Annotated in this window: 24 protein-coding genes; 3 read left to right on the forward strand and 21 right to left on the reverse strand. The window is 72.1% G+C overall.

Annotated features, from left to right (window positions below):
• Positions 1-13: 13 nt before the first annotated feature.
• The 10 genes from ACFYZA_RS12830 to tsaB form a co-directional block, all read right to left on the reverse strand.
• Positions 14-628 carry a hypothetical protein gene (locus ACFYZA_RS12830; protein WP_382588783.1) on the reverse strand — a complete coding sequence of 205 codons (615 nt, stop codon included), beginning with the start codon at positions 626-628 and terminating at the stop codon, positions 14-16.
• A gap of 271 nt (positions 629-899) precedes the next feature.
• Complete coding sequence (locus ACFYZA_RS12835; RefSeq protein WP_388489867.1) at positions 900-1181, reverse strand: DUF1905 domain-containing protein; 282 nt, start codon at positions 1179-1181, stop codon at positions 900-902.
• Positions 1182-1185: 4 nt separating this feature from the next.
• Entirely contained in the window at positions 1186-1662 is a 477-nt protein-coding gene (locus tag ACFYZA_RS12840) for a VOC family protein (protein WP_388489870.1), read from the reverse strand.
• Between the two features lie 162 nt (positions 1663-1824).
• Complete coding sequence (locus ACFYZA_RS12845) at positions 1825-2181, reverse strand: YciI family protein (RefSeq protein WP_100578152.1); 357 nt, start codon at positions 2179-2181, stop codon at positions 1825-1827.
• Positions 2182-2366: 185 nt separating this feature from the next.
• Positions 2367-4547: an RNA polymerase recycling motor ATPase HelR gene (gene helR, locus ACFYZA_RS12850; RefSeq protein WP_388489873.1), complete on the reverse strand. Its 2181-nt coding sequence runs from the start codon at positions 4545-4547 to the stop codon at positions 2367-2369.
• Between the two features lie 173 nt (positions 4548-4720).
• Positions 4721-5572: a polysaccharide deacetylase family protein gene (locus tag ACFYZA_RS12855; RefSeq protein ID WP_388489876.1), complete on the reverse strand. Its 852-nt coding sequence runs from the start codon at positions 5570-5572 to the stop codon at positions 4721-4723.
• A 132-nt stretch (positions 5573-5704) separates the two neighbouring features.
• Positions 5705-5968: a hypothetical protein gene (locus ACFYZA_RS12860; protein ID WP_382588774.1), complete on the reverse strand. Its 264-nt coding sequence runs from the start codon at positions 5966-5968 to the stop codon at positions 5705-5707.
• On the reverse strand, positions 5965-7080 hold the full coding sequence (tsaD, locus tag ACFYZA_RS12865) for a tRNA (adenosine(37)-N6)-threonylcarbamoyltransferase complex transferase subunit TsaD (protein ID WP_382588772.1): 1116 nt from the start codon (positions 7078-7080) through the stop codon (positions 5965-5967). The genes ACFYZA_RS12860 and tsaD overlap by 4 nt, the downstream gene beginning before the upstream one ends.
• Positions 7080-7553, reverse strand: a complete 474-nt coding sequence (gene rimI / locus ACFYZA_RS12870) for a ribosomal protein S18-alanine N-acetyltransferase (protein WP_382588869.1) — start codon at positions 7551-7553, stop codon at positions 7080-7082. Before rimI ends, tsaD begins: the two co-directional genes overlap by 1 nt.
• Positions 7554-7630: 77 nt before the next feature.
• Positions 7631-8284, reverse strand: a complete 654-nt coding sequence (gene tsaB / locus ACFYZA_RS12875) for a tRNA (adenosine(37)-N6)-threonylcarbamoyltransferase complex dimerization subunit type 1 TsaB (protein ID WP_382588770.1) — start codon at positions 8282-8284, stop codon at positions 7631-7633.
• A 145-nt stretch (positions 8285-8429) separates the two neighbouring features.
• Here tsaB and ACFYZA_RS12880 point away from each other — a divergent pair, with 145 nt between their 5' ends.
• The gene (locus ACFYZA_RS12880; RefSeq protein WP_382588867.1) at positions 8430-8978 is read left to right on the forward strand and encodes a hypothetical protein; all 549 of its coding nucleotides are present in this window, start codon (positions 8430-8432) and stop codon (positions 8976-8978) included.
• A gap of 81 nt (positions 8979-9059) precedes the next feature.
• Here the strand turns inward: ACFYZA_RS12880 and ACFYZA_RS12885 are convergent, their stop codons facing one another.
• The 8 genes from ACFYZA_RS12885 to glmS form a co-directional block, all read right to left on the reverse strand.
• A complete protein-coding gene (locus tag ACFYZA_RS12885) occupies positions 9060-9236 on the reverse strand; it encodes a hypothetical protein (protein ID WP_388489879.1) in 177 nt (58 codons plus the stop codon).
• A gap of 152 nt (positions 9237-9388) precedes the next feature.
• Positions 9389-9898, reverse strand: coding sequence for a tRNA (adenosine(37)-N6)-threonylcarbamoyltransferase complex ATPase subunit type 1 TsaE (gene tsaE / locus ACFYZA_RS12890; RefSeq protein WP_382588765.1), 510 nt, complete (start codon positions 9896-9898; stop codon positions 9389-9391).
• A complete protein-coding gene (locus tag ACFYZA_RS12895; protein WP_388489881.1) occupies positions 9867-11102 on the reverse strand; it encodes an alpha/beta fold hydrolase in 1236 nt (411 codons plus the stop codon). Before ACFYZA_RS12895 ends, tsaE begins: the two co-directional genes overlap by 32 nt.
• Before the next feature lie 15 nt (positions 11103-11117).
• Positions 11118-12296: an alanine racemase gene (gene alr / locus ACFYZA_RS12900; RefSeq protein ID WP_382588865.1), complete on the reverse strand. Its 1179-nt coding sequence runs from the start codon at positions 12294-12296 to the stop codon at positions 11118-11120.
• A gap of 68 nt (positions 12297-12364) precedes the next feature.
• Positions 12365-13318 (reverse strand): L,D-transpeptidase family protein, encoded by a 954-nt coding sequence (locus ACFYZA_RS12905; RefSeq protein WP_382588761.1) that lies wholly within the window; start codon positions 13316-13318, stop codon positions 12365-12367.
• Between the two features lie 153 nt (positions 13319-13471).
• Positions 13472-14905 (reverse strand): NAD(P)H-hydrate dehydratase, encoded by a 1434-nt coding sequence (locus ACFYZA_RS12910; protein ID WP_388489884.1) that lies wholly within the window; start codon positions 14903-14905, stop codon positions 13472-13474.
• A gap of 288 nt (positions 14906-15193) precedes the next feature.
• Positions 15194-15562, reverse strand: coding sequence for a holo-ACP synthase (locus ACFYZA_RS12915; RefSeq protein WP_382588757.1), 369 nt, complete (start codon positions 15560-15562; stop codon positions 15194-15196).
• Between the two features lie 25 nt (positions 15563-15587).
• Positions 15588-17435: a glutamine--fructose-6-phosphate transaminase (isomerizing) gene (gene glmS, locus ACFYZA_RS12920; protein ID WP_382588755.1), complete on the reverse strand. Its 1848-nt coding sequence runs from the start codon at positions 17433-17435 to the stop codon at positions 15588-15590.
• A 456-nt stretch (positions 17436-17891) separates the two neighbouring features.
• Here glmS and coaA point away from each other — a divergent pair, with 456 nt between their 5' ends.
• Positions 17892-18881 (forward strand): type I pantothenate kinase, encoded by a 990-nt coding sequence (gene coaA, locus ACFYZA_RS12925; protein ID WP_382588753.1) that lies wholly within the window; start codon positions 17892-17894, stop codon positions 18879-18881.
• A 45-nt stretch (positions 18882-18926) separates the two neighbouring features.
• Positions 18927-19862: a DUF389 domain-containing protein gene (locus ACFYZA_RS12930; RefSeq protein WP_388489888.1), complete on the forward strand. Its 936-nt coding sequence runs from the start codon at positions 18927-18929 to the stop codon at positions 19860-19862.
• On the opposite strand, the gene glmM is transcribed toward ACFYZA_RS12930, so the two are convergent.
• From glmM to rplM, 3 genes are all read right to left on the reverse strand, one after another.
• Positions 19859-21217: a phosphoglucosamine mutase gene (gene glmM, locus ACFYZA_RS12935; RefSeq protein WP_382588749.1), complete on the reverse strand. Its 1359-nt coding sequence runs from the start codon at positions 21215-21217 to the stop codon at positions 19859-19861. The two genes, ACFYZA_RS12930 and glmM, sit on opposite strands and share 4 nt — an antisense overlap.
• A 104-nt stretch (positions 21218-21321) precedes the next feature.
• The gene (rpsI, locus tag ACFYZA_RS12940; protein WP_382588747.1) at positions 21322-21840 is read right to left on the reverse strand and encodes a 30S ribosomal protein S9; all 519 of its coding nucleotides are present in this window, start codon (positions 21838-21840) and stop codon (positions 21322-21324) included.
• 47 nt (positions 21841-21887) lie between these two features.
• The gene (rplM, locus tag ACFYZA_RS12945) at positions 21888-22331 is read right to left on the reverse strand and encodes a 50S ribosomal protein L13 (RefSeq protein ID WP_053727625.1); all 444 of its coding nucleotides are present in this window, start codon (positions 22329-22331) and stop codon (positions 21888-21890) included.
• Positions 22332-22410: the final 79 nt, after the last annotated feature.

Here is a 22410-nt window from a genome sequence, read left to right on the forward strand (position 1 = left end):
CGCTGCGGCCACCTCAGGATAGGCGGGTCAGGGACCGCTGGACCCACCGTCGGTGCGCGGCCGCCTTCACCACGCCGACGAGCCCCGTCAGCCAGCAGATCAGGCCCATGCCCATGCCGTAGACGACGAGCGCGTACGTGTCACGGCCCGGGGCCGCGGTCGCCGGCAGCACCAGGCAGACGGTGAGGCCGCCCGCGCACAGCAGCACCGAGGGGACCAGCCAGGCCAGGCTCAGGCCGGGCCTGCGCAGATTGCGGTCGAGTATGGGGTCGTGGTCCAACTCGGCCCACTGGCGCAGGAGTTCACGTATCCGGCGGTCCTTGCGCAGCCCGAACCCGACGGCGAGCCCGGTCGGGATCATCACGCCGAGGCCGAGCAGCAGGAACACTCCGCCCACGATCGCGGTGAGGACGTCGGTCAGCGAGGTGAGCGCGGTGCCGACCAGCGACCAGCCGAGCGCGAAGAGCGCGGCCCACAGCCAGAGCAGCCCGAGCCGGCCGGCCCCCAAGTGCCCTCTGACCAGCGCGTCGAGGACCTGCGCACGGTCCGCGAGCAGCGCGTTGCGGTCGGGCCAGGCGCGTATCTCGACCGGGGGCGGCGAGGGAGGCAGCGACGAGCGGGGCGTCATATGCCAGAGATTATCGGGGGCGGGCCCGGGCCGGACGCCCGCCCTGAGTCATGTTCACAACAGTTGGCCGATTACGCCCGCCCACCCCTCCGCCGCGCGCCGCGCACCGACCGTCCCCGCCGCCCCAACTGCCCCGTCCATCAGCCGAGTTCGAGTGGATTCGCCGCGACGCCGGCCGCCCGGCCGCCCGGTCGCCCGAAGGGCAGCGTGCGGCCGTCGATGGGGCGGAGTGGGCGCGAGGCCGTGCGGCAGCGCCGAGACGGGCAACAGCTCAGCCGTCGAGACGCTCCTCCAGGCGGACGGTCACGGTGTCCCCCGCCTCCTTGCCGACCGCCTTGCGCACCTCGGCCTTCACGGGCAGCTTGTGGGTGCCGTCGCCGAGCGCCATGAACGAGCTGCGGAACGGATGCCCGTCGACGGTTCCGCTGACCTTCACCAGACCCCGGGTGCCGAAGAACTCCGCGGACCCGGGCCAGACGACGTACGTCCAGCCGCCCTCGTTCGGGCTCTTGACCAGCTCGGCGGTGAACTCACGGTCGATTCGCCGGGACATCGGGTCACGCGTCCCGCACGGCCTGGAGGTCGATCTTCTTCATGCCCATGACCGCGGCCATGACCCGCTCGGTCTTCTCCGCGCCCTGGCCGAGCAGCTCGGGCAGTTCGGCCGGGACGATCTGCCACGAGAGCCCGTACCTGTCCTTCAGCCAGCCGCACGGGCCCTCTTCGCCGCCCTCTCCGAGCCGTGTCCAGAACCGGTCGATCTCCTCCTGGTCCGAGCAGCCCACCGAGAGCGAGATCGCCTCGCTGAAGGTGAACTGGGGGCCGCCGTTGAGGGCGATGAAGCGCTGGCCCGCGATGACGAACTCGACCGTCATGACCGAGCCGGTCTCGCCGGGCGCGGACGCCGGGAAGTGCGTGACCGACGCGACGCGCGAGTCGCCGCCGAAGATGGAGACGTAGTGCTCGGCCGCTTCCTCGGCCTGGCCGTCGAACCAGAGGAAGGTGGTGATCTTCTGCGTGATCTGCGCGGACATCGTCGGCCTCCTAGCCGTTGCCGGGCCCCGTGCGGGCGGCGTCAACAGGTAGACCGGGACCCCGCGCGAAACTCATCGCGCTTTCCAGCACAGCACCGGGCCCGGCGCCCGGCAACATTTCCCGGTGGCCGGGGCCGAGGCCCCGGCCGCGTCCCACAGGGCTCAGCCCTCGACCACCTCGCGCACCTCGGAGGTGATGTCCCAGCCTTCCCCGTGGATCTTGACGAAGCGAGAGGCCCATTCGATCGCCTCGGCCTTGTCCTTGGCCTGGATCATCGCGTAGCCGCCCACGACCTCCTTGGACTCGGTGAACGGGCCGTCGGTGACCGTCAGCTCGCCGTGGTTCCAGCGCACCCGGGCGCCCTCGGCGGACGGGGTGAGCCCGGCGGTGTCGAGCAGCACGCCGGCCTTGGTCATCTCGCCGATCAGATCGCCCATCCGCTCCATGAGCTCCGGGGTGACGCCGCTCGCGGGGGTGTTGTTCTCGTCGATGCGGACCATCGTCAGGTAGCGCGGCATGGCCGTTCTCCGTTCTGTTCTGCGTGCTGTGCGGTGCGGATCCCGTACGGGTGCACCCCGTGCGGTGCGGGGGTCCTTCCCCGCCTCTCACCCTTGCGTCGAACGGGGGCCGGCCGGATCGACACCGCCGGGAGAATCCGGCGGACTTTTTTCGGGAGCCTGTTTCCGGGCCGGCCGCGCACGGCTCAGCTCGTGAGCACGACGAGCCGCTGGGTCGCCCGGGTCATCGCGACATAGCGGTCCACCGCCCCCTCGACGCCCTCGCCGAACCGCTCCGGGTCGACGAGGACGACCAGGTCGAACTCGAGCCCCTTGGACAGCTCCGGCGTCAGCGACCGCACGCGCGCGCCGCCCCGGAACGCGGGGGCGCCGATCACACACGCGATCCCGTCGTCGTGCCCGGCGAGCCAGGTCTCCAGGACCGTACCGAGGTCGGCGGCGGAGCCGTGGACCACGGGGACGCCGCCGCTGCGGATGGAGGTGGGCACGTTGGCGTCGGGCAGCGCGGCCCGGATGACCGGCTCGGCCTCCGCCATGACCTCTTCCGGGGTGCGGTAGTTGACGCTGAGCGAGGCCACCTCGACCCGGTCGAGCCCGATCCGCTCAAGGCGTTCGCGCCACGACTCGGTGAACCCGTGCCGGGCCTGGGCCCGGTCGCCGACGATGGTGAAGCTGCGGGAGGGACAGCGCAGCAGCAGCATCTGCCACTCCGCGTCCGTGAGTTCCTGCGCCTCGTCGACGACGATGTGCGCGAACGGGCCCGCCAGCGGATCGGGTTCGGCGGTGGGCAGCGCGCTGTCGTCGATCAGGGTGTCCTGGAGGTCCTTGCCGCGCAGCATCCGCAGCGCGCCCTCGCTCTCGTCGCCCGCCGACTGGAAGTTGGACGCCGAGATGATCTCGTCGATGACCCCGGACATCCGCTCCCGCTCGGCGGCGACCACCGCCTCGTGCCGCCGCTCGCGCCGCTCCGCCTCCGGGTCGCCGAGCCGTTGCCGGGCCGCGTCCAGGAGCGGCAGGTCGGACACCGTCCAGGCCTGCGCGTCCGTACGCCGCAGCCTGCGTACGTCGTCGGGGCCGAGCCAGGGCGCGCACATCCGCAGATAGGCCGGGACCGACCACAGGTCCCCCACGACGTCGGCCGCTTCGAGCAGCGGCCAGGCGCTGCCGAGCGCCTCGGCGAGATCCCGGTCCTGGAGCAGCGCCTTGCGGAACTCGTCGGGCGTGACGTCGTCGCCGTCGTACTGGTCGAGCAGGATCGTGACCAGCGCCTCCCGGACCAGCTCGCGTCCCTCGTTGTGCGGGGTGCCGGGGCCGGGCGCCGCGAAGGCCTCGGCCCAGTCCTCGGCGGTCAGCCGGAGGTCGCACCAGGGCGTGGTGACGGTCATCGGCGCGGTGGGCGGCTCCTCGTAGAAGGCGACGGCCTTCTCGACGGCCTTGACCATGCCGACGGTCGCCTTGAGGCGGGCCACCTCCGGGTCGCCCTCCTCCTCGGCCGTGGCGCCCTCGGTGACGAGATCGCGCAGGACGCAGGTCCGCACGCCCTCCTCGCCGAGGCTCGGCAGCACATCGGCGACGTAGTCCAGGTAGGGGCGGTGCGGGCCGACGAAGAGGACGCCGCCGCGCCGGTGGCCCAGGCGCGGGTCGGCGTAGAGCAGATAGGCGGAGCGGTGCAGGGCGACGACGGTCTTGCCGGTGCCGGGGCCGCCGTCGACGACGAGCGCGCCGCGCGAGCCGGCCCGGATGATGGCGTCCTGGTCGGCCTGGATGGTGGACAGGACGTCCCGCATCCGGGCCGAGCGGTTGGTGCCGAGGCTCGCGATGAACGCGGACTGGTCGTCGAGGGCCGCGTGCCCTTCGAGACCCTCGGCACTGAACACCTCGTCCCAGTAGTCGCTGATCCGGCCCGCCGTCCAGCGGTACCGGCGGCGGCTCGCGAGCCCCATCGGGCCGGCGTGGGTCGCCGCGAAGAACGGCTCGGCGGCGGGCGAGCGCCAGTCGACGAGGAGCCTGCGGCCCTCGCTGTCGGTGAGCCCGAGCCGGCCGATGTACAGGGGCTCGGAGGCGTCGGCGGCGACGATCCGGCCGAGGCACAGGTCGAGGCCGAAGCGGCGCAGGGTGCGCAGCCGGCCGGTCAGCTGGTGGACCTCGATGTCCCGGTCCATGGCGGCCCGGCCGATGCCGCCGGGCGACCGGCGCAGTTCGTCGAGGCGGCCGGAGAGTTCGGTGATCGTCTGGTCGAGGGTGCGGGCGATGGCGGCGAAGTGCCGCTCGTCGCCCCCGATCAGCGCCGGATCGGCCTTGGCGGCAAGACGGTCGGGAAGGTCGAACGCGCTGGAGGATCCAGGAACCGACAACTGCACACGCACTTCGTGAATCTCCCAATTCCGCAGGTACTGGCCCGAGGCCAGTGATTCTGCGGCACGATGGGGGCCTTGCCGCAAGCCCCCCAGTGCGCTATATCTTGATAGTGGCGAGGAGAGCACGTATTCCTCGCCCTCTTTGTTTTCGGCGCCCTCCCCGTTTTCGGCCGCGCCTTTTCCTAGACGTAGTCCTCCAGGCGGGCCACCGTGAATCCCTGCTCCTGGATGTGGCGGAGCATGTTCGCGGTCATCTCCGTCATGGATGTGCCCTTGAGCTCCTTGGGGCCGCGGAAGTGCGCGAGGATGATGTCGCCGGGGTGCAGCTTCTTGTCACCGCGCTGGTACTGCATGTTGGTTATCTGCATCGACTCGCGCCACAGCACCATCGCCTGGACGTCACAGGACTTGGCGGCCGCGCGGGTGTTCTCGTTCCAGTTGCCGTACGGGGGCCGGAAGAGGCGGGGCGCCTTGCCGTACTCCTTGCCCAGCTTCTTCTCCTGGGTGCATATCTCGTTCTTCTGCGCGGCCTCGCCGAGCGTGCGGAGATTGGGGTGCGAGAGCGTGTGGTTCTCTATGGAGTTCCCGAGCTCCTGCAGCGGCTTGAAGTAGCCGTAGTCGGCGCGGATGATGTCGTCGGTCAGGAACATCGTGAAGGGGACCTTCAGGTCCCGCATCATCTCGACGAACTTGGGGTCCTTCTCGGCCCCGTCGTCGAAGGTCACGAAGACGATCTTTTCCTTGGTGGGAATGTCGCTCACCACCGGCACCTCGCCCGGCTTGCCGTGCACCGGCTTCTCGGCGGGCGGCGCGGGCGGTGCGGCGAACGGCTTGAGGCCCCACTTGCGGTACGCGGCCTCGGTGGCGGCCGCGTCATCACTCGGGGACGCCTTCGAGGGCGTACCGCTCTCCTTGCCGGACGGGGCGGACGCGGAGGGGGCGCTGCTCGACCCGCCGCCGGAGGAGCAGCCCGCGACCATCAGCAGGCCGAAGACGGCCGCGCCGACCGCTTTCTTGCGTACGAGCCAACCCATGTCCAAATACCGCCCGTTTCTGTCATCAGCTACTCCTAGCTTGATGCCAGAAACGGTCACAGGGTTGCCTGGAACGATCAGATCCAGATCGGCCGTCGACCGGATCCCGACCGGCCACCGATCGGGCGGCGCTCAGCCGTCCGTCGGGCCGAGCGACTCGAAGCGCCAGCGGTGCACCGGCCGGGCCACCAACTCCCCGTCCGGATCCGGGAGTTCGGGCAGCTCGGCATCGTAGGGGGCGTCCCACCAGGTGATGACGAGAACCCGGTCGCCGGGCGCGCGCAGGACCTCGCGGCGCAGCGGCGAACCGGCCACCGGGTGCTCGCGCACCCAGGCGAGCAGCTCGCCGCCCCGGCCCTCGGCGGCCCGGGCCTCCCACATCAGCGCGACGGTCATGAGTACAGGTTCTTCTTGCTGACCTCGTGCACGTGATCGTGGCCGTGCGCATGCGCGTGGGAGTGCGCCTCGCCCGGTACGTGCGGCTCGGTCACCGGAAGCGAGGAGTCCGCCGAGAGCTCCAGGTCGGAGGCGGGCCGGTTCCTGGCCACCATCTCCGCGCCGAGCGCCGCGACCATCGCGCCGTTGTCCGTGCACAGGCCGGGCCGGGGCACCCGCAGCCGGATCCCGGCCCGCTCGCAGCGCTCCTGGGCGAGCGCGCGCAGCCGGGAGTTGGCGGCCACGCCGCCGCCGATCATCAGGTGGTCGACGCCCTCGTCCTTGCAGGCCCGCACGGCCTTGCGGGTCAGCACGTCCACCACGGCCTCCTGGAAGGACGCGGCCACGTCCCGCACCGGCACCTCCTCGCCCGCGTTGCGCTTGGCCTCGATCCAGCGGGCCACGGCGGTCTTCAGACCGGAGAAGGAGAAGTCGTACACCGGGTCGCGCGAGCCGGTCAGGCCGCGCGGGAAGGCGATCGCCTTCGGGTCGCCCTCCTTGGCGAGGCGGTCGATGACCGGGCCGCCGGGGAAGCCGAGGTCGAGCACCCGGGCGATCTTGTCGAAGGCCTCGCCCGCCGCGTCGTCGATGGTCGCGCCCATGGGCCGGACGTCGGAGGTGATGTCGGGCGCGAGCAGCAGCGAGGAGTGGCCGCCGGAGACGAGCAGGGCCATCGTGGGCTCGGGCAGCGGCCCGTGCTCCAGCTGGTCGACGCAGATGTGCGAGGCGAGGTGGTTGACCCCGTACAGCGGCTTGTTCAGGGCGTACGCGTACGCCTTGGCGGCCGAGACGCCGACGAGCAGCGCGCCCGCGAGCCCGGGCCCGGCGGTGACCGCGATGCCGTCGAGGTCCCGCGCCGAGATCCCGGCGGTCTTCAGGGCGCGCTCGATGGTCGGCACCATCGCTTCGAGGTGGGCCCGCGACGCGATCTCGGGGACCACGCCACCGAACCGGGCGTGGGTGTCCACGCTGGAGGCGATGGCGTCGGCGAGCAGCGTCGTTCCGCGCACGATGCCGACGCCGGTCTCGTCGCAGGAGGTCTCGATGCCCAGTACGAGCGGTTCGTCAGCCATCAGTCAGTCTCTTCTGTTCCTTGGACGTATTCCTGGACGGTCAGTCGCATCACGAGCGCGTCCACGTTGCCCGGCTGGTAGTAGCCGCGCCGGAAGCCGATGGGCTCGAAGCCGAAGCGCTCGTAGAGCTTCTGGGCCCGGGTGTTGTCCACGCGCACTTCGAGCAGGACCTCGTCGCACTCGAAGGCGGTGGCGTGCTTGAGCAGGTCGGTCAGGAGGCGGGCACCGAGGCCGGTGCCCCACTGGTCGCGGGCGGCGGCGATGGTCTGCACGTCGGCGAGGTCACCGGCGGCGGCGAGCCCGGCGTACCCGACGAGCCGGCCCCGCGCGTCCTCGGCCACCACGTAGCGGCGGGTGGCGCCCGGGCCGCGCGCGTGCGCGAGCTCGGACCAGAACATCCCCGCCGACCAGGCGTCCTCGGGGAACAGCTCGTGTTCGAGGTCGAGCACGGGCGCGATGTCCCACCAGCGCATCTCGCGCAGCGACGGACGGGAGCCGTCGCGCAGCGGCGTCGATGAGGGGTGGTGGCCGGGCGACGGGCGGGACTCGGTCACTTGGGCGTGACCACCTTGTAGTTCTTGGGGACCTGCGCGTCCGGGCGGCGCAGGTACAGCGGCGTCGGCGGCAGGAACTCCGAGCCCGCGGCGAGCTTCTCGGCGGCGAGCGCGGCGAGCGCGCCCGCCGACTGGTGCTCGGGGCCGCGCGCCTCGGGGAACGCCTCCGGGTAGAGCACCGCGCCCTGGCCGACGACCGGCAGGCCGCTCAGCTGCTCGGCGATGTCGCCGGGCCGGTCGACGCCGGGCTCGCCCGCGCGGGTGCGGAAGTCGTCGTAGCGGGCCCAGTAGACCTCCTTGCGGCGGGCGTCCGTGGCGACCACGAACGGCTCCTCGATGCCGGAGGCGTAGGCGAGTCCGTCCAGGGTGCACAGGCCGTGCACGGGCACGCCGAGCACGGAGCCGAACGTGGCGGCGGTGACCAGGCCGACGCGGAGGCCGGTGTAGGGGCCGGGGCCGACGCCCACGACCAGGTCCGTCACGGCGTCGAGGGCCAGACCGGCCTCGGCGAGCACCCGGTCGACGGCGGGCAGCAGCAGTTCCCCGTGCCGTCGGGCGTCGACCTGACGGGACTCGGCGACGACGGAGGTCCCGTCGTGCAGGGCGACGGTGACGGCGGGGGTGGCGGTATCAACGGCGAGCAGGAGCACGCGAACAGCCTACGACCAAGCCGACGGGGGCACGGCGTCCCGCCCGAGCCGTCACCTGCTGCTACCGTCAGCCGCAGGTATGACCGTAGGCATGCATGTACGTACGAAAGGGGAAGCCCAGGTGGCACGGAGCAGCACGGGATTCGTGGCCGGGATCACCGCCGCCGCTCTCGCGGTGGTCGGCTTCCTCGCCTACCAGGCCTCGGCGAGCGCGCCCCCGGCCGCGGACCTCGCGGCCCCCGGCGCCAGCGCCTCCCCCTCGGTGAAGCCGTCGAACCTGCCGCCCGCGGGCTCCCCCGCGAACAAGCCCGACCTCACGGTGCCGGCCAACTCGGGCACGGGTGTCCGGGTCGTGTACGCGCTCAGCGCGAAGCGGGTGTGGCTGGTGGGGGTGGCCAAGACGCCCAAGACCTTCGCGGTCGTGCCGTCCTCGATCAGCCCGAAGCCGGGCACGTACGTCGTGCTCTCGCGGACCGGCGGCAAGATCACCGGCTCGGACGGGGTCGCCATTGACCACGTCGTGCGGTTCGCCAGCAACGAGAACGTGGCGATCGGCTTCAGCTCGGCGGTCGACGGCTCGATGACGGTCCCGAAGACGGACAAGAAGGCCGGCGGCATCCGCATGAGCCGGGCGGACGGCGAGTCGATGTGGACGTTCGCGACCCGCAACTCCAAGGTCGTCGTCGTCCCGTAGGCCCGCACCCGGCCACACCCGCCGGCGCGGCACGGCCGCCGCGCGCGGGTCCGCGGCGGCACCGACAATCACCCGATAGGACTACGCGGCGTCCTGGTGCGCTTCACCCTCGTCGGCCTCCGGCGCGCTCGCGCGCGGCGGGGTCGACACGGCGGTGGCCGCCGCGCACGAGGCGAGCAGATCGCGTATCGACACCCCGAACGGCACCGGGACGCCCTGCGGGGCCGATGGCTTCGCTTCGCGTTCCGGCACGGTCATGGCGGCCTCCTGGGGCTGCGGAAGAAGGCGCGGTTAGGTAGACCTAACCAGGTCTCTTCCTCCATGTGACCATGCCTGGTGCGACCAACGCAACATTTTGCCGACGTCTTGTCGGAACGTACGGCTCGCTCCAGCCGCGCGCGGGCGCGGCCTCAGAGCCCCTCGACCCCGGCGCCGCTCCAGCGCGGCCCGATTCCGGTGATCGTCACCGTCCTGCGGTCGTCGTCGGTGTCGCCCACGGCGCGGTCGATGAGCACCTGGAGCCGGTCGTCGGACAGGTCCTCGACCTTGCCCTCGCCCCATTCGACGACCACCACGGACTCGGGCAGCGACACGTCGAGGTCGAGGTCCTCCATCTCGTCGAGGCCCCCGCCGAGCCGGTACGCGTCCACGTGCACCAGCGCCGGGCCGCCGACGAGCGAGGGGTGCACCCGGGCGATGACGAAGGTGGGGGACGTCACGGCGCCGCGCACACCGAGGCCCTCGCCGAGGCCCCGGGTGAGGGTCGTCTTTCCGGCGCCGAGCTCCCCGGTGAGCATCACGAGGTCGCCGGGACGGAGCAGTTTGGCGATGCGGCGGCCCAACTCCTGCATTTCGGAAGGGGAGTTGAGGGTCAGGCTGGTGCCGGCGTCAGCGGCCGGGCTGCTGTGCGGTGCTTCCATACGTCCCAACGTTAGCGGCCTGCGGCACCGCTCCGACCCGGGCCAGCAGGTCGGCCAGGCGGTCGGTGACCGTCTCGGGGTGCTCCAGCATCACCAGGTGCCCCCCGTCCGGCACGATGACGAGCTCCGCGTCGGGCAGCAGATCGGCGATGGCCTCGCTGTGCGAGCTGGGCGTGACCAGGTCGCGGTCGCCGGCCAGGACGAGGACGGGGACCTCCGCGAACACCGCGAGGGCCGCCGTCTTGTCGTGCTCGGAGAAGGCCGGGTAGAACTCGGCGACCACGTCGATCGGGGTGCTCTCGATCATGCGCTCGGCGAACCGGGCGACCGCCGGATCGACGTCCTTCGAGGAGAACGAGTACCGCTTGATCATGCCCGCGAACAGGTCGGCCGTCGCCCGCCGCCCCCGCTCCACCAGCTCGGCCTGCGAGCCGAGCGCCTTGAGCACGCCCGGAAGGACCCGGCGCACCGCGTTGACCCCGGCCACCGGAAGCCCGTAGTTGACCTCGCCCAGCTTGCCCGATGACGTGCCGACGAAGGCGACGCCGACCACCCGTTCCCGGATCAGCTCGGGGTACTGCTCGGCAAGAGCCATGATCGTCATGCCGCCCATGGAGTGCCCGACCAGGACGAGCGGGCCTTCGGGCGCGGCCGCGTCGATGACGGCCTTGAGGTCCCGGCCCAGCTGGTCGATGTCGACCGGAAGGCCCTCGCGCTGGGCCTTGCCGCGGTCCGAGCGGCCGTGGCTGCGCTGGTCCCAGTGCACCGTGCGCAGCACCCCGCGCAGGGCCGCGCGCTGGAAGTGCCAGGAGTCCTGGCTGAGGCAGTAGCCGTGCGAGAACACCACGGTGACCGGGGCCGGCACCTTGCGCCCGAAGAGCCGGCGCTTGCGCGGGCCGTTGGCGCCCGCCTCCGGCTCGGCCTCGTCGGTCTCGTAGTACAGAACGGTCCCGTCGTCGGCGGCCACCTTGCCCGGCATGCCCCGCAGCGCGCCGTAAGGGCCGGACGCGTCCAGGGCCAGGCGCGCCTTCCTGCGCATGCCGCGCCCGACGGTGAGCCGCTCTATGGCCACGCCCGCCGCCGCGCCCGCCGCGACCACACCTATCGCGGCGCCCGCGATCGAGGCCAGGCGCCAGTTGCCGACCGCCGACTGGGCGTCCTGGACCGCGGACACGACGGCGTCCCCCGTGCTGGTATCGCTCACCGTGCCGCTCCGCTCTTACTCGTCGTCGCCGGAACACTCATTCACGTCAAGGGGCCCCTCGGGCCGCTCGTTCACATAGACGCGCGGTACCCGAGAACCGATGCGCGTCACGATCTCGTACGCGATCGTGTCGGCCGCCCGTGCCCAGTCCTCGGCCGTCGGCTCCCCGTGGTCGCCCGGCCCGAACAGAACGGCCCGCGCGCCCGGCTCGACCGTGTCCCCCTCAAGGTCGACCACGAACTGATCCATGGCAATGCGGCCCGCCGCCGTCCGCACTTTCCCGCCCAGCAGAACCGGGGCGCGCCCCGAGGCGTGCCGCGGGATTCCGTCGGCGTAGCCGAGCGGGACCAGACCGAGGGTGGTCTCGTTCGGCGTGACGTAGTGATGCCCGTAACTGACGCCGTGACCCGCCGGAACCTGCTTGGTGAGCGCGACCGAGGCCGAAAGCGTCATGACCGGCCGCAGACCGAGCTCGCGTGAGGTGCCGAGCTCGGGCGCCGGGGAGACGCCGTACATGGCGATGCCGGTGCGCACGAGGTCGTAGTGCGACTCGGGCAGGGTGAGCGTGGCCGGGGAGTTGGCGATGTGCCGCACCTCGGGGGTGACGCCCGCCTTCTCCGCGTACGCGGTCATCTCCTGGAACACCGAGAGCTGGGCCGTGATCGAGGGGTGGCCGGGTTCGTCGGCGCACGCCAGGTGCGACCACAGGCCGGTGACGTTCACCTCGGGGGCGGCGAGTGCCGTGTGCACCAGTTCCGGCCAGTCGGCGGGCTGGCAGCCGTTGCGGCCGAGGCCGGTGTCGGCCTTGAGCTGGATCCTGGCCGTGCGTCCGGCGGCGCGGGCCGCGTCGACGACCTCCCGCAGGGCCCACATGCCGCTGACCGAGACGTCGATGTCCGCCTCGACCGCCTCGCGCCAGGGGCCGCCCGGCGTCCACAGCCAGCACAGCATCGGGCCCTGGATGCCGGCCGCGCGCAGGGCGAGCGCCTCGTACGGGGTGGCGGTGCCGATCCAGCCGGCACCCGCCTCCTGGGCCGCCCTCGCGCACGGCACCGCGCCGTGCCCGTACGCGTCCGCCTTCACCACGGCCATGAGCCGGGCGCCGGACGAACGGGCGCGCAGCGTCCGCACGTTGGCGCGCAGCGCGCCGAGGTCGATCTCGGCGCGGGCGCGTCCGGCGGGGTTCTGAGTCATCGCGGTCATCGCGCCAAGTCTCTCAGAGCGCACGGGCACCCTGATTGTGCCGCGGGCCACACCCGCTGTCAGGTGCCGTCGCGGTGGCCCCACACGTAGACGAGGTCCTTGTCGCGCAGCACGTCCCAGAGCCTGCGCGCGTCGGTCAGGCTCAGGTTCACACAGCCCTGGCTGCCGACCGAGGTGTACACGCTGTGGTAGATCGCGTGGAAGGCCTGGCCGCCGTCGAAGAACTGGGCGTAGGGCATGGCCTGGTGGTAGATCGACGACACGTGGTTCTTGTGCCGCCAGTAGACCTTGTGCCAGCCGCCCCGGGTGGGCAGCGAGGCCCTCCCGCTGCGGATCGGCACCGGTCCGAACGTCACCTTGCTGCCGGTCTGCACCCACATCAGCTGGCGCGTCAGGTCCACGCACGCCACCCGCTGCTTCCTGACCGGGCACTTGTGGGCGGCGTTCGGGTTCTTGCGGGCGGACAGGAACTGCATCCGCGACCAGGTGACCGGGCCCGCGAAGCCGATGGTCGGCGAAATCCCCTGCTGCTGTTGGAACTTGCGGATCGCGGCGCAGTCGGCGGCGGACTGCCGGCCGTCCACCTTGAGCCGCAGCCAGCGCTCGACCTGCCGCTGATAGGGCCCGGTCCTGGCGGTGCAGCTGCCGGGTTTGGCGGCGAGCTCGCTGCGCGGTACGTACTCGACGAGCCGGTACGCGTCCTCCGGGGCGGCGGCCGGCTCCGCCCTGTCCTCGGCGGCCCCGGGCTCGTACACGAGCGGCGGCAGCACCTGGTCGGGGGTGTCGAGGGGCTCAGCGGGCACCGCCGACGCCACTCCGGGCACCAGGGTCTCGGCGGGCGTGCCGCCGTCCGGCGCCGGTGGGGCGGGCGGGGCGGGAGCGGCGGGCCGGGGCGGCGGGGGCGGTGCCTCCCCATTGCCGGGCGCGGCGGCGCCGAGCGCGAGCGCGGCCGCGAGCACCAGCCCGCAGGCCCCCCACTTTTGGCGTTTCGTACGCTTTTGTCCTTGGCTCATGCGCCCAGCGAACCCCGGACCCCGGGCGAGTCGCGGAAGCCGCGCGGCGCATGTCACCCAGGATGGGGGTCCCCCCTGCTCATGAAGAGCTCGGGGGAGGGCGGGGCGACCCGGGGCAGCCCATGCCCGGCCTCGGCCCCTGAAGGGCGCGGGCTACCGCTCGGCGGAGGTTCCCGCGATGTCCCGCCAGGCCGCCGGGAGCGCCTCGGCCACCTCGTACGCCGAGGTCGGGGCGCCCTGGGCGGCGTGCCGGCCGGCCAGGCCGTGCAGGTAGGCGGCCGCCGACGCAGCGTCCCGGGCGGGCAGGCCCGTCGCGAGCAGCGAACCCGTCAGGCCGGAGAGGACGTCGCCGCTGCCGGCGGTGGCCAGCCACGGGGTGCCGGTCGAGTTGACCCGCACCGGGCCCTCGGCGTCCGCGATCAGGGTGGTCGAGCCCTTCAGGAGCACCGTCGCGCCGAACCGCGCGGCCAGCTCGCGCACCGAGGCGAGCCGTTCTGCCTCGACCTTCTCGCGCGCCACTCCGAGCAGGGCCGCCGCCTCGCCCGCGTGCGGGGTGAGCAGGGTGGCGGCGGAGCGGGCCCGTACGGCGTCGGGGTCGAGGCCGCGCAGGCCGTCCGCGTCCACCAGGACCGGCACGTCGGACGCGAGCACCTCGGCCACGCCCGGCCCGTCGCCGAGACCGGGGCCGACCACCCAGGCCTGGACGCGCCCGGCCCTGTCGGGCGAGCCGTCCGACACCAGGGTCTCGGGGAAGCGGGCGATCACCGCGTCCCCGCCGGGGCCGACGTACCGCACGGCCCCGGCCCCGCCGCGCAGCGCGCCCGCGACCGCGAGGACGGCCGCACCCGGGTACCGGCCGGAGCCGGCGACGACCCCGACGACACCCCTGCGGTACTTGTCGCTCTCGGCGGCCGGGGCGGGCAACAGGCCGGCCACGTCGGCGTGTTGGAGCGCCTCGGCGTCCGGCACGGAGGGCAGATCGAGCCCGATCGGGACGAGGTGCACCACGCCCGCGTACTCCTGCGCGGGGTCGATGAGCAGACCCGGCTTGTACGCGCCGAACGTGACGGTGACGTCCGCGCGCAGGGCCTCGCCCGCGACCTCACCGGTGTTCGCGTCCACGCCGCTCGGCAGGTCGACGGCGACGACCAGGGCGTTCGAGCCCCGGGCCGCCCGGGCCAGCGGCACGGCGTCGGGGCGCAGCCCGCCGTGGCCGCCGATGCCGGTGATGCCGTCCAGTACGAGGTCGGCGACGGCCAGCACCTCGAACGGGTCGTCGGCGACGCGGCCGCCGGCCCGGGTGAACGCGGCGAGGCCCTCCGGGTGGGCGCGGTCGGGGGCGAGCAGCACCGCGCTGACGCCGGCGCCCCTGCGGGCCAGGCGGGCGCCCGCGTACAGCGCGTCGCCGCCGTTGTCGCCACTGCCGACGAGCAGGACGACGCGGGCGCCGTAGACGCGGCCGAGCAACCCGGCGCAGGTGGCGGCGAGCCCGGCGGCGGCGCGCTGCATCAGCGCGCCCGGGGGAACCCTGATCATGAGCTCGCGCTCGGCGGCGCGGACGGTCGTGACGTCATACCCAGTACGCATGCGGCCACTCTCCCCCGAGCAGGCCCCCCCGGGCCACCGGGGGCTCCGCCCCCCGGCCCCAGCGGGGGCTCCGCCCCCTGCACCCCCGTTCGCGCCTGAAGGGCGCTCGTCCTCAAACGCCGGACGGGCTGAAATGCCCGATGCGGGCCAGCACAAGGTCTTTAGGGGCGCGGGGAACTGCGCGACCAGCCACCCACGGTCCGCAGCCGAACCGACGGGGCCCGGGGCGCGGCCCCGGAACCACCCCGGCCGAAGCACCACCACATCCGCACCCCGCACCGGAAAAAGTCACCCCTCCGCGATCACCACCGCAGACGCCACCCCCGCGTCATGACTCAGCGAGACATGCCAATGCCGGACCCCCAGCTCGGCCGCCCGCGCCGCCACGGAGCCCCGCACGCGGAGCCGAGGCTGTCCGCTCTCCTCCACGTACACCTCCGCGTCCGTCCACAGCAGCCCCGCCGGCGCCCCCAGCGCCTTCGCGAGGGCCTCCTTCGCGGCGAAGCGCGCGGCGAGCGAGGCGTCGCCGCGACGCTCACCGCTGGGGAGCATCAACTCGCTCTCCACGAAAAGCCGTTGGAGCATCGCGGGCGTCCGCGCGATGGACTCCCCGAACCGTTCGATCTCGGCCACGTCGATGCCGACCCCGATGATCACTTGACCCCTCCCGCATTCATGTCACTCACTCCACCGTCACGGACTTCGCCAGGTTGCGCGGCTGGTCGACCTCGTTGCCCCGGGCCGTCGCCAGCTCGCACGCGAAGACCTGGAGCGGCACGGTCGCCACCAGCGGCTGGAGCAGCGTGGGCGTCGCCGGGATGCGGACGAGGTGATCGGCGTACGGCACCACCGCCTCGTCGCCCTCCTCCGCGATCACGATCGTGCGCGCCCCGCGCGCCCGGATCTCCTGGATGTTGGAGACGATCTTGTCGTGCAGCACGGACCGCCCGCGCGGGGACGGAACGACGACCACCACCGGCAGGTCCTGCTCGATCAGGGCGATCGGCCCGTGCTTCAGCTCCCCGGCCGCGAACCCCTCGGCGTGCATGTACGCCAGCTCCTTGAGCTTGAGCGCGCCTTCGAGGGCGACGGGGTAGCCGACGTGCCGGCCGAGGAAGAGCACCGTGTTCTTGTCGGCGAGCGAACGCGCCAACTCCCGTACCGGCTCCATGGTTTCGAGGACGCGGTCGACCTCGCAGGAGATCTCGGCGAGGTCGTGCACCACGGCCCGGATCTCGTCGCCCCACTTGGTGCCGCGCACCTGGCCGAGGTACAGGGCGACGAGGTAGCAGGCCACCAGCTGGGTCAGGAACGCCTTCGTCGAGGCGACGGCGACCTCGGGGCCCGCGTGCGTGTAGAGCACCGCGTCCGACTCGCGCGGGATCGTCGAGCCGTTGGTGTTGCAGATGGCGAGCACCTTCGCGCCCTGCTCGCGGGCGTGCCGCAGCGCCATCAGGGTGTCCATGGTCTCGCCGGACTGCGAGATGGCGATGACGAGGGTGCGCTGGTCGAGGATCGGGTCCCGGTAGCGGAACTCGCTGGCCAGCTCCGTCTCGCAGGGAATCCGCGTCCAGTGCTCGATCGCCAGCTTCGCGATCATGCCCGCGTGATACGCCGTACCGCAGGCCACGACGACGACCTTGTCGATCTCGCGCAGCACCTTGTGCGGGATGCGCAGCTCGTCCAGGGTCAGCGAGCCGGCCCCGTCGATCCGCCCGAGCAGCGTGTCGGCGACGGCCTTGGGCTGCTCGGCGATCTCCTTGAGCATGAAGTAGTCGTAGCCGCCCTTCTCGGCGGCCGAGGCGTCCCAGTCGACGTGGTAGGACCGGGTCTCGGCCGGCGCCCCGTCGAAGTCGGTGACGGTGACACCGTCCCGGCGCAGCTCGACGACCTGGTCCTGGCCCAGTTCGATCGCGGAGCGGGTGTGCGCGATGAACGCGGCGACGTCGGAGGCGAGGAAGGACTCCCCCTCGCCGACGCCCACCACGAGCGGCGAGTTGCGGCGCGCGCCCACCACGACGTCCGGCTCGTCGGCGTGCACGGCCACCAGCGTGAACGCGCCATCGAGACGCCGGCACACCTGGCGCATGGCCTCCGCCAGGTCCTCGGCCGACGAGTAGCACTCGGCCAGGAGGTGGGCGACGACCTCGGTGTCCGTCTCGGAGGCAAGATCGTGGCCGCGCTCGGCCAGCTCGGCCCGCAGCGCGGCGAAGTTCTCGATGATCCCGTTGTGCACGACCGCGACGCGCCCCGCGTTGTCCAGGTGCGGGTGCGCGTTCTCGTCGGTGGGCCCGCCGTGCGTGGCCCACCGGGTGTGCCCGATGCCGGTGGCCCCGGCGGGCAGGGGCGCCTCCAGGAGCGCCTTCTCCAGATTGACCAGCTTGCCGGCCTTCTTCGCCGCGGCGAGCCCGCCGTCCGCGAGGACCGCGACACCCGCCGAGTCGTATCCGCGGTACTCGAGCCGCTTCAGCCCGGCGACCACGACGTCGAGCGCCGACTGTCCGCCCACATAACCCACGATTCCGCACATAAAAACCCCTTCGCGGCCGCCCGACCGGCGACTCAAGGTGTCACTTACCGCCCCTGACACCCGCTGGGGAGTCCGGGGAGCGCAGCTCCCACCGACCCACGCATCGAGCGCTTCGAGACCACGGGTGCCCGAGTCCGGCATCACGTGCGGGTGCGCTCGCGCGTGAAGTCCGGGTCCTCGTGACCGAGCCACCTTGCCACGAGAACCGGCGACTCCCCGGCTTCGAGCGGTGTCGCGTACGTGTGGCGCGGTACGCCCGATGCGGCGACGCGGGCCGGCCGCATCCGCGCGCCCGGTCTCCGCCGCATCCGCGTGCCCGGTCTCCGCCGCGCTCCCCCGGCCGTCCCCGCCCGGCCCGGCGGCGGCCCCATGTCTCGCCGTGCGGCCTTTCATGCCGTGCGCCCACGTGACCCACCCCACCCCCCACGCACGTCATACAGCCGCAACAATGGAGTCGTGATCACTTCGCCGCCACGGAGCGCCCACCGCAAGCCGGAGGCGACTCCCTACGTGGACCTGACGCGCGCCGAGTGGAGCGCCCTGCGCGACAAGACGCCGCTGCCGCTGACCGCCGACGAGGTCGAGCGCCTGCGCGGCCTCGGCGACGTCATCGACCTCGACGAGGTCCGCGACATCTACCTGCCGCTGTCCCGGCTGCTGAACCTGTACGTGGAGGCCACCGCCAATCTGCGCGGCACCCTCAACACGTTCCTGGGCGACGCGGGCAACGGGCACGGCACCCAGCGCGGCACCCCCTTCGTCATAGGGGTCGCGGGGTCGGTGGCGGTCGGCAAGTCGACGGTGGCCCGTCTGCTCCAGGCGCTGCTCGCCCGCTGGCCCGAGCACCCCCGGGTGGAGCTGGTCACCACCGACGGCTTCCTGTACCCGATGGCCGAGCTGGAGCGCCGCGGCCTGATGTCGCGCAAGGGCTTCCCCGAGTCGTACGACCGCCGGGCCCTGACCCGGTTCGTCGCGGACATCAAGGCGGGCAAGGACGAGGTCACCGCGCCCGTCTACTCGCACCTCATCTACGACATCGTGCCGGACGAGCAACTCGTGGTGCGCCGCCCGGACATCCTGATCGTGGAGGGCCTCAACGTCCTCCAGCCGGCCCTGCCCGGCCAGGACGGCCGCACCAGGGTCGGTCTCGCGGACTACTTCGACTTCAGCGTGTACGTGGACGCGCGCACCGAGGACATCGAGACCTGGTACCTCAACCGGTTCCGCAAGCTGCGCGAGACCGCCTTCCAGAACCCGTTCTCGTACTTCCGCAAGTACACCCAGGTCTCCGAGGAGGAGGCCCTGGACTACGCCCGTACGACCTGGCGGACCATCAACAGGCCCAACCTGGTGGAGAACGTGGCGCCCACCCGCGGCCGGGCCACCCTCGTCGTGCGCAAGGGCCCGGACCACAAGATCCAGAAGATCTCCCTGCGCAAACTGTGACCGCGGGCCGCAGCCGCGGCCACGAGCCCGACCCGGCGAGGAAACGTGCTGCACCTGCGACTGATCGTGCCCGCCGACCGCACCGACGAGGTCGTACGCATCGTCGAGTCGACGGTCGGCACCGCCCATCTGGCGGTGCTGCCCGGCGCGGCCCGTGATCCGGCGGGCGACCTGGTGCTGTGCGACGTGGCGCGCGAGGCCGGTGACGGACTGATCGCCGAGCTGCGCGCGACCGGGCTCGACCGGGACGGTTCGATCGCCGTCGACCAGATCGGCCTCTCGATCTCACGGCGCGCCGACGAGGCCGAGGCGGAAGCACCCGGCGAGGGCGCGGACGCGGTGCTGTGGGAGTCGCTGACGGACGCGACGCACGAGGAGTCGACGCTGTCGGTCACCTACGTCGCGTTCCTGGCCGTCGCCACCATGCTGGCCGCGTGCGGCGTGATGCTGGACAACGCGATCCTGATCGTGGGCGCGATGGCGGTCGGCCCCGAGTTCGGGCCACTGGCCGGGATCTCCACGGCGCTGGTGCGACGGGCGCCCCGGCTGGTGTGGCGCTCGCTCGTGGCCCTGCTGGTCGGCTTCGCGGCGGCCATGGTGCTGACCGCGGGATTCGGCTGGCTGATGGACCAACTCGGCCTGTTCTCGAAGCAGTTGCTGGAGGCTCCGCGCCCCAACACGGCCTTCGTCTGGAAGCCGGACTGGATGTCGTTCGTGGTCGCCTTCCTGGCCGGCATCGCGGGAACGCTCTCGCTGACCTCGGCCAAGTCGGGCGCGCTGATCGGCGTCGCGATCTCCGTGACGACGGTTCCCGCGGCGGCCAACGCCGCGATGGCCTTCAGCTACGCGGAGTACGCCCAGACCTGGGGTTCGACCTGGCAACTGCTCGCCAACCTGGGCGGCATCGTACTGGCCGGCACGCTTACGCTGCTCGCCCAGAAGCTCTTCTGGGCGAGGCAGCGCAAGCGCCAACTCGCTTAACCCAGCGCCGACTTGACGACGTCGGCCAGACGGCCGGCCACCGAGCGGGCCTGCTCGATGTCGGCGGCCTCGACCATCACGCGGACCAGCGGCTCGGTGCCCGACGGGCGCAGCAGCACCCGGCCGGTGGCGCCCAGTTCGCGCTCCGCCTCGGCGACGGCCGTGCCGAGCTCGGCGGAGGTGGCGACGCGGGACTTGTCGACGTCGGGGACGTTGACCAGGACCTGCGGCAGGCGCCGCATGACCCCCGCGAGGTCGGCGAGCGTGCGGCCGGTCGCGGCGACGCGGGCGGCCAGCATCAGGCCGGTCAGCGTGCCGTCACCCGTGGTCGCGTGGTCCAGGATGATCACGTGGCCGGACTGCTCGCCGCCCAGCGCGTAGCCGTGCTCCTTCATCGACTCCAGGACGTAACGGTCGCCGACCCCGGTCTGGACGAGCTCGATGCCCTCGCCCTCCATGGCGATCTTGAAGCCCAGGTTCGACATGACGGTGCCGACGACGGTGTTGCGGCGCAGCGTGCCCGCCTCGCGCATGGCGAGCGCGAGCACCGCGAGGATCTGGTCGCCGTCCACCTCGTTGCCCGCGCCGTCCACGGCCAGGCAGCGGTCGGCGTCACCGTCGTGCGCGATGCCGAGGTCGGCACCGTGCTCCACGACGGCCGCCTTCAGGAGGTCGAGGTGGGTGGAGCCGCAGCCGTCGTTGATGTTGAGCCCGTCCGGCTCGGCACCGATGGTGACGACCTCGGCGCCGGCCCGCGCGAACGCCTCCGGCGAGACCCGGGCGGCGGCGCCGTGCGCCTCGTCCAGGACGACCTTCAGCCCGTCGAGACGGTTCGGCAGCACCCCGATGAGGTGGGCGACGTAACGGTCGAAGCCCTCCCCGTACGAGCGGATGCGGCCCACGCCGGCGCCGGTCGGCCGCTCCCAGGGCTCGCCCGTGCGGTGCTGCTCGTAGATCGACTCGATGCGGTCCTCCAGCTCGTCGGCGAGCTTGTGGCCGCCGCGCGCGAAGAACTTGACACCGTTGTCCGGCATGGCGTTGTGGCTGGCCGAGAGCATCACACCGAGGTCGGCACCCAGCACACCGGTGAGGTACGCCACCGCCGGGGTGGGCAGCACACCGACCCGCAGGACGTCCACGCCCGCGCTCGCGAGGCCCGCGACGACCGCGGCCTCCAGGAACTCTCCCGACGCCCGGGGGTCACGCCCGACCACGGCGGTCGGCCGATGCCCCTCGAAGGTCCCCGCTTCGGCGAGCACATGTGCCGCCGCGACCGAAAGGCCGAGCGCGAGCTCAGCCGTCAGATCCGAGTTGGCGACACCGCGCACGCCGTCCGTGCCGAAGAGTCGTCCCACGTCTGTCCTCCGAAAACTTCAAAGTGCGGGGTAGATAGACGAACGCCCCGGCAGCACGGAGAGTGCTGCCGGGGCGAACGAGAGCCGTAGTGGCAGGCGCGGATTTAGCGCTTGCTGTACTGCGGGGCCTTACGGGCCTTCTTGAGACCGGCCTTCTTGCGCTCGACCGCACGGTCGTCGCGGGAGAGGAAGCCGGCCTTCTTGAGGGCGCCGCGGTTGTTGTCGACGTCGGCCTCGTTCAGCGCACGGGCCACGCCGAGGCGCAGGGCGCCGGCCTGACCGGACACGCCGCCACCCGAGATGCGGGCGATGACGTCGTAGCGGTTGTCGAGCTCGAGCACCTTGAAGGGCTCGTTGACTTCCTGCTGGTGGACCTTGTTCGGGAAGTAGTCCTCGAGCGTACGCCCGTTGATCTTCCACTTGCCGGTGCCCGGAACGATCCGGACGCGGGCGATGGCGTTCTTGCGACGGCCAAGGCCGGCGGCGGGCTGCGGGTCGCCGAAGCGGGACGCCAGGGACTCGGTGGTGTACTCGCCCTCGACGGGGACCTCGGACTCGAAGGTGGTGACCTCCGCGTAGGTCTCTTCGCCCTCGACGGGGGTCTCGACAGTGGTCTCGGCCACGATGCTCCTCAGATTCTTTTCTGTCTTAGGGGGTGTGGTGGCCGGAACTACTGCGCGACCTGGGTGATCTCGAACGGCACCGGCTGCTGGGCAGCGTGGGGGTGCTGGTCGCCCGAGTAGACCTTCAGCTTCGAGAGCATCTGACGGCCCAGGGTGTTCTTGGGGATCATGCCCTTGATGGCCTTCTCGACGGCCTTCTCCGGGTTGTTCGCCAGGAGGTCGTCGTAGCGCACCGAACGGAGACCGCCCGGGTAGCCGGAGTGGCGGTACGCCATCTTCTGGGTCTTCTTGTTGCCGGACAGGTGCACCTTGTCGGCGTTGATGATGATGACGAAGTCACCCATGTCCATGTGGGGCGCATACACGGGCTTGTGCTTGCCCCGGAGGAGGTTCGCGGCGGTGGTCGCCAGACGGCCCAGGACGACGTCCCGAGCGTCAATGACGTGCCACTGGCGAGTGATGTCGCCGGGCTTGGGGCTGTACGTACGCACTTCGTAGCCTTCGCTTCTTAGTGGATGGGGAGCAGACACATTGCACCCTGAAGCGATCATGCAGCTGGGACTCACAGTG

Origin of the sequence: Streptomyces sp. NPDC001828 (assembly GCF_042892175.1) — a bacterium.
Classification (GTDB): domain Bacteria; phylum Actinomycetota; class Actinomycetes; order Streptomycetales; family Streptomycetaceae; genus Streptomyces.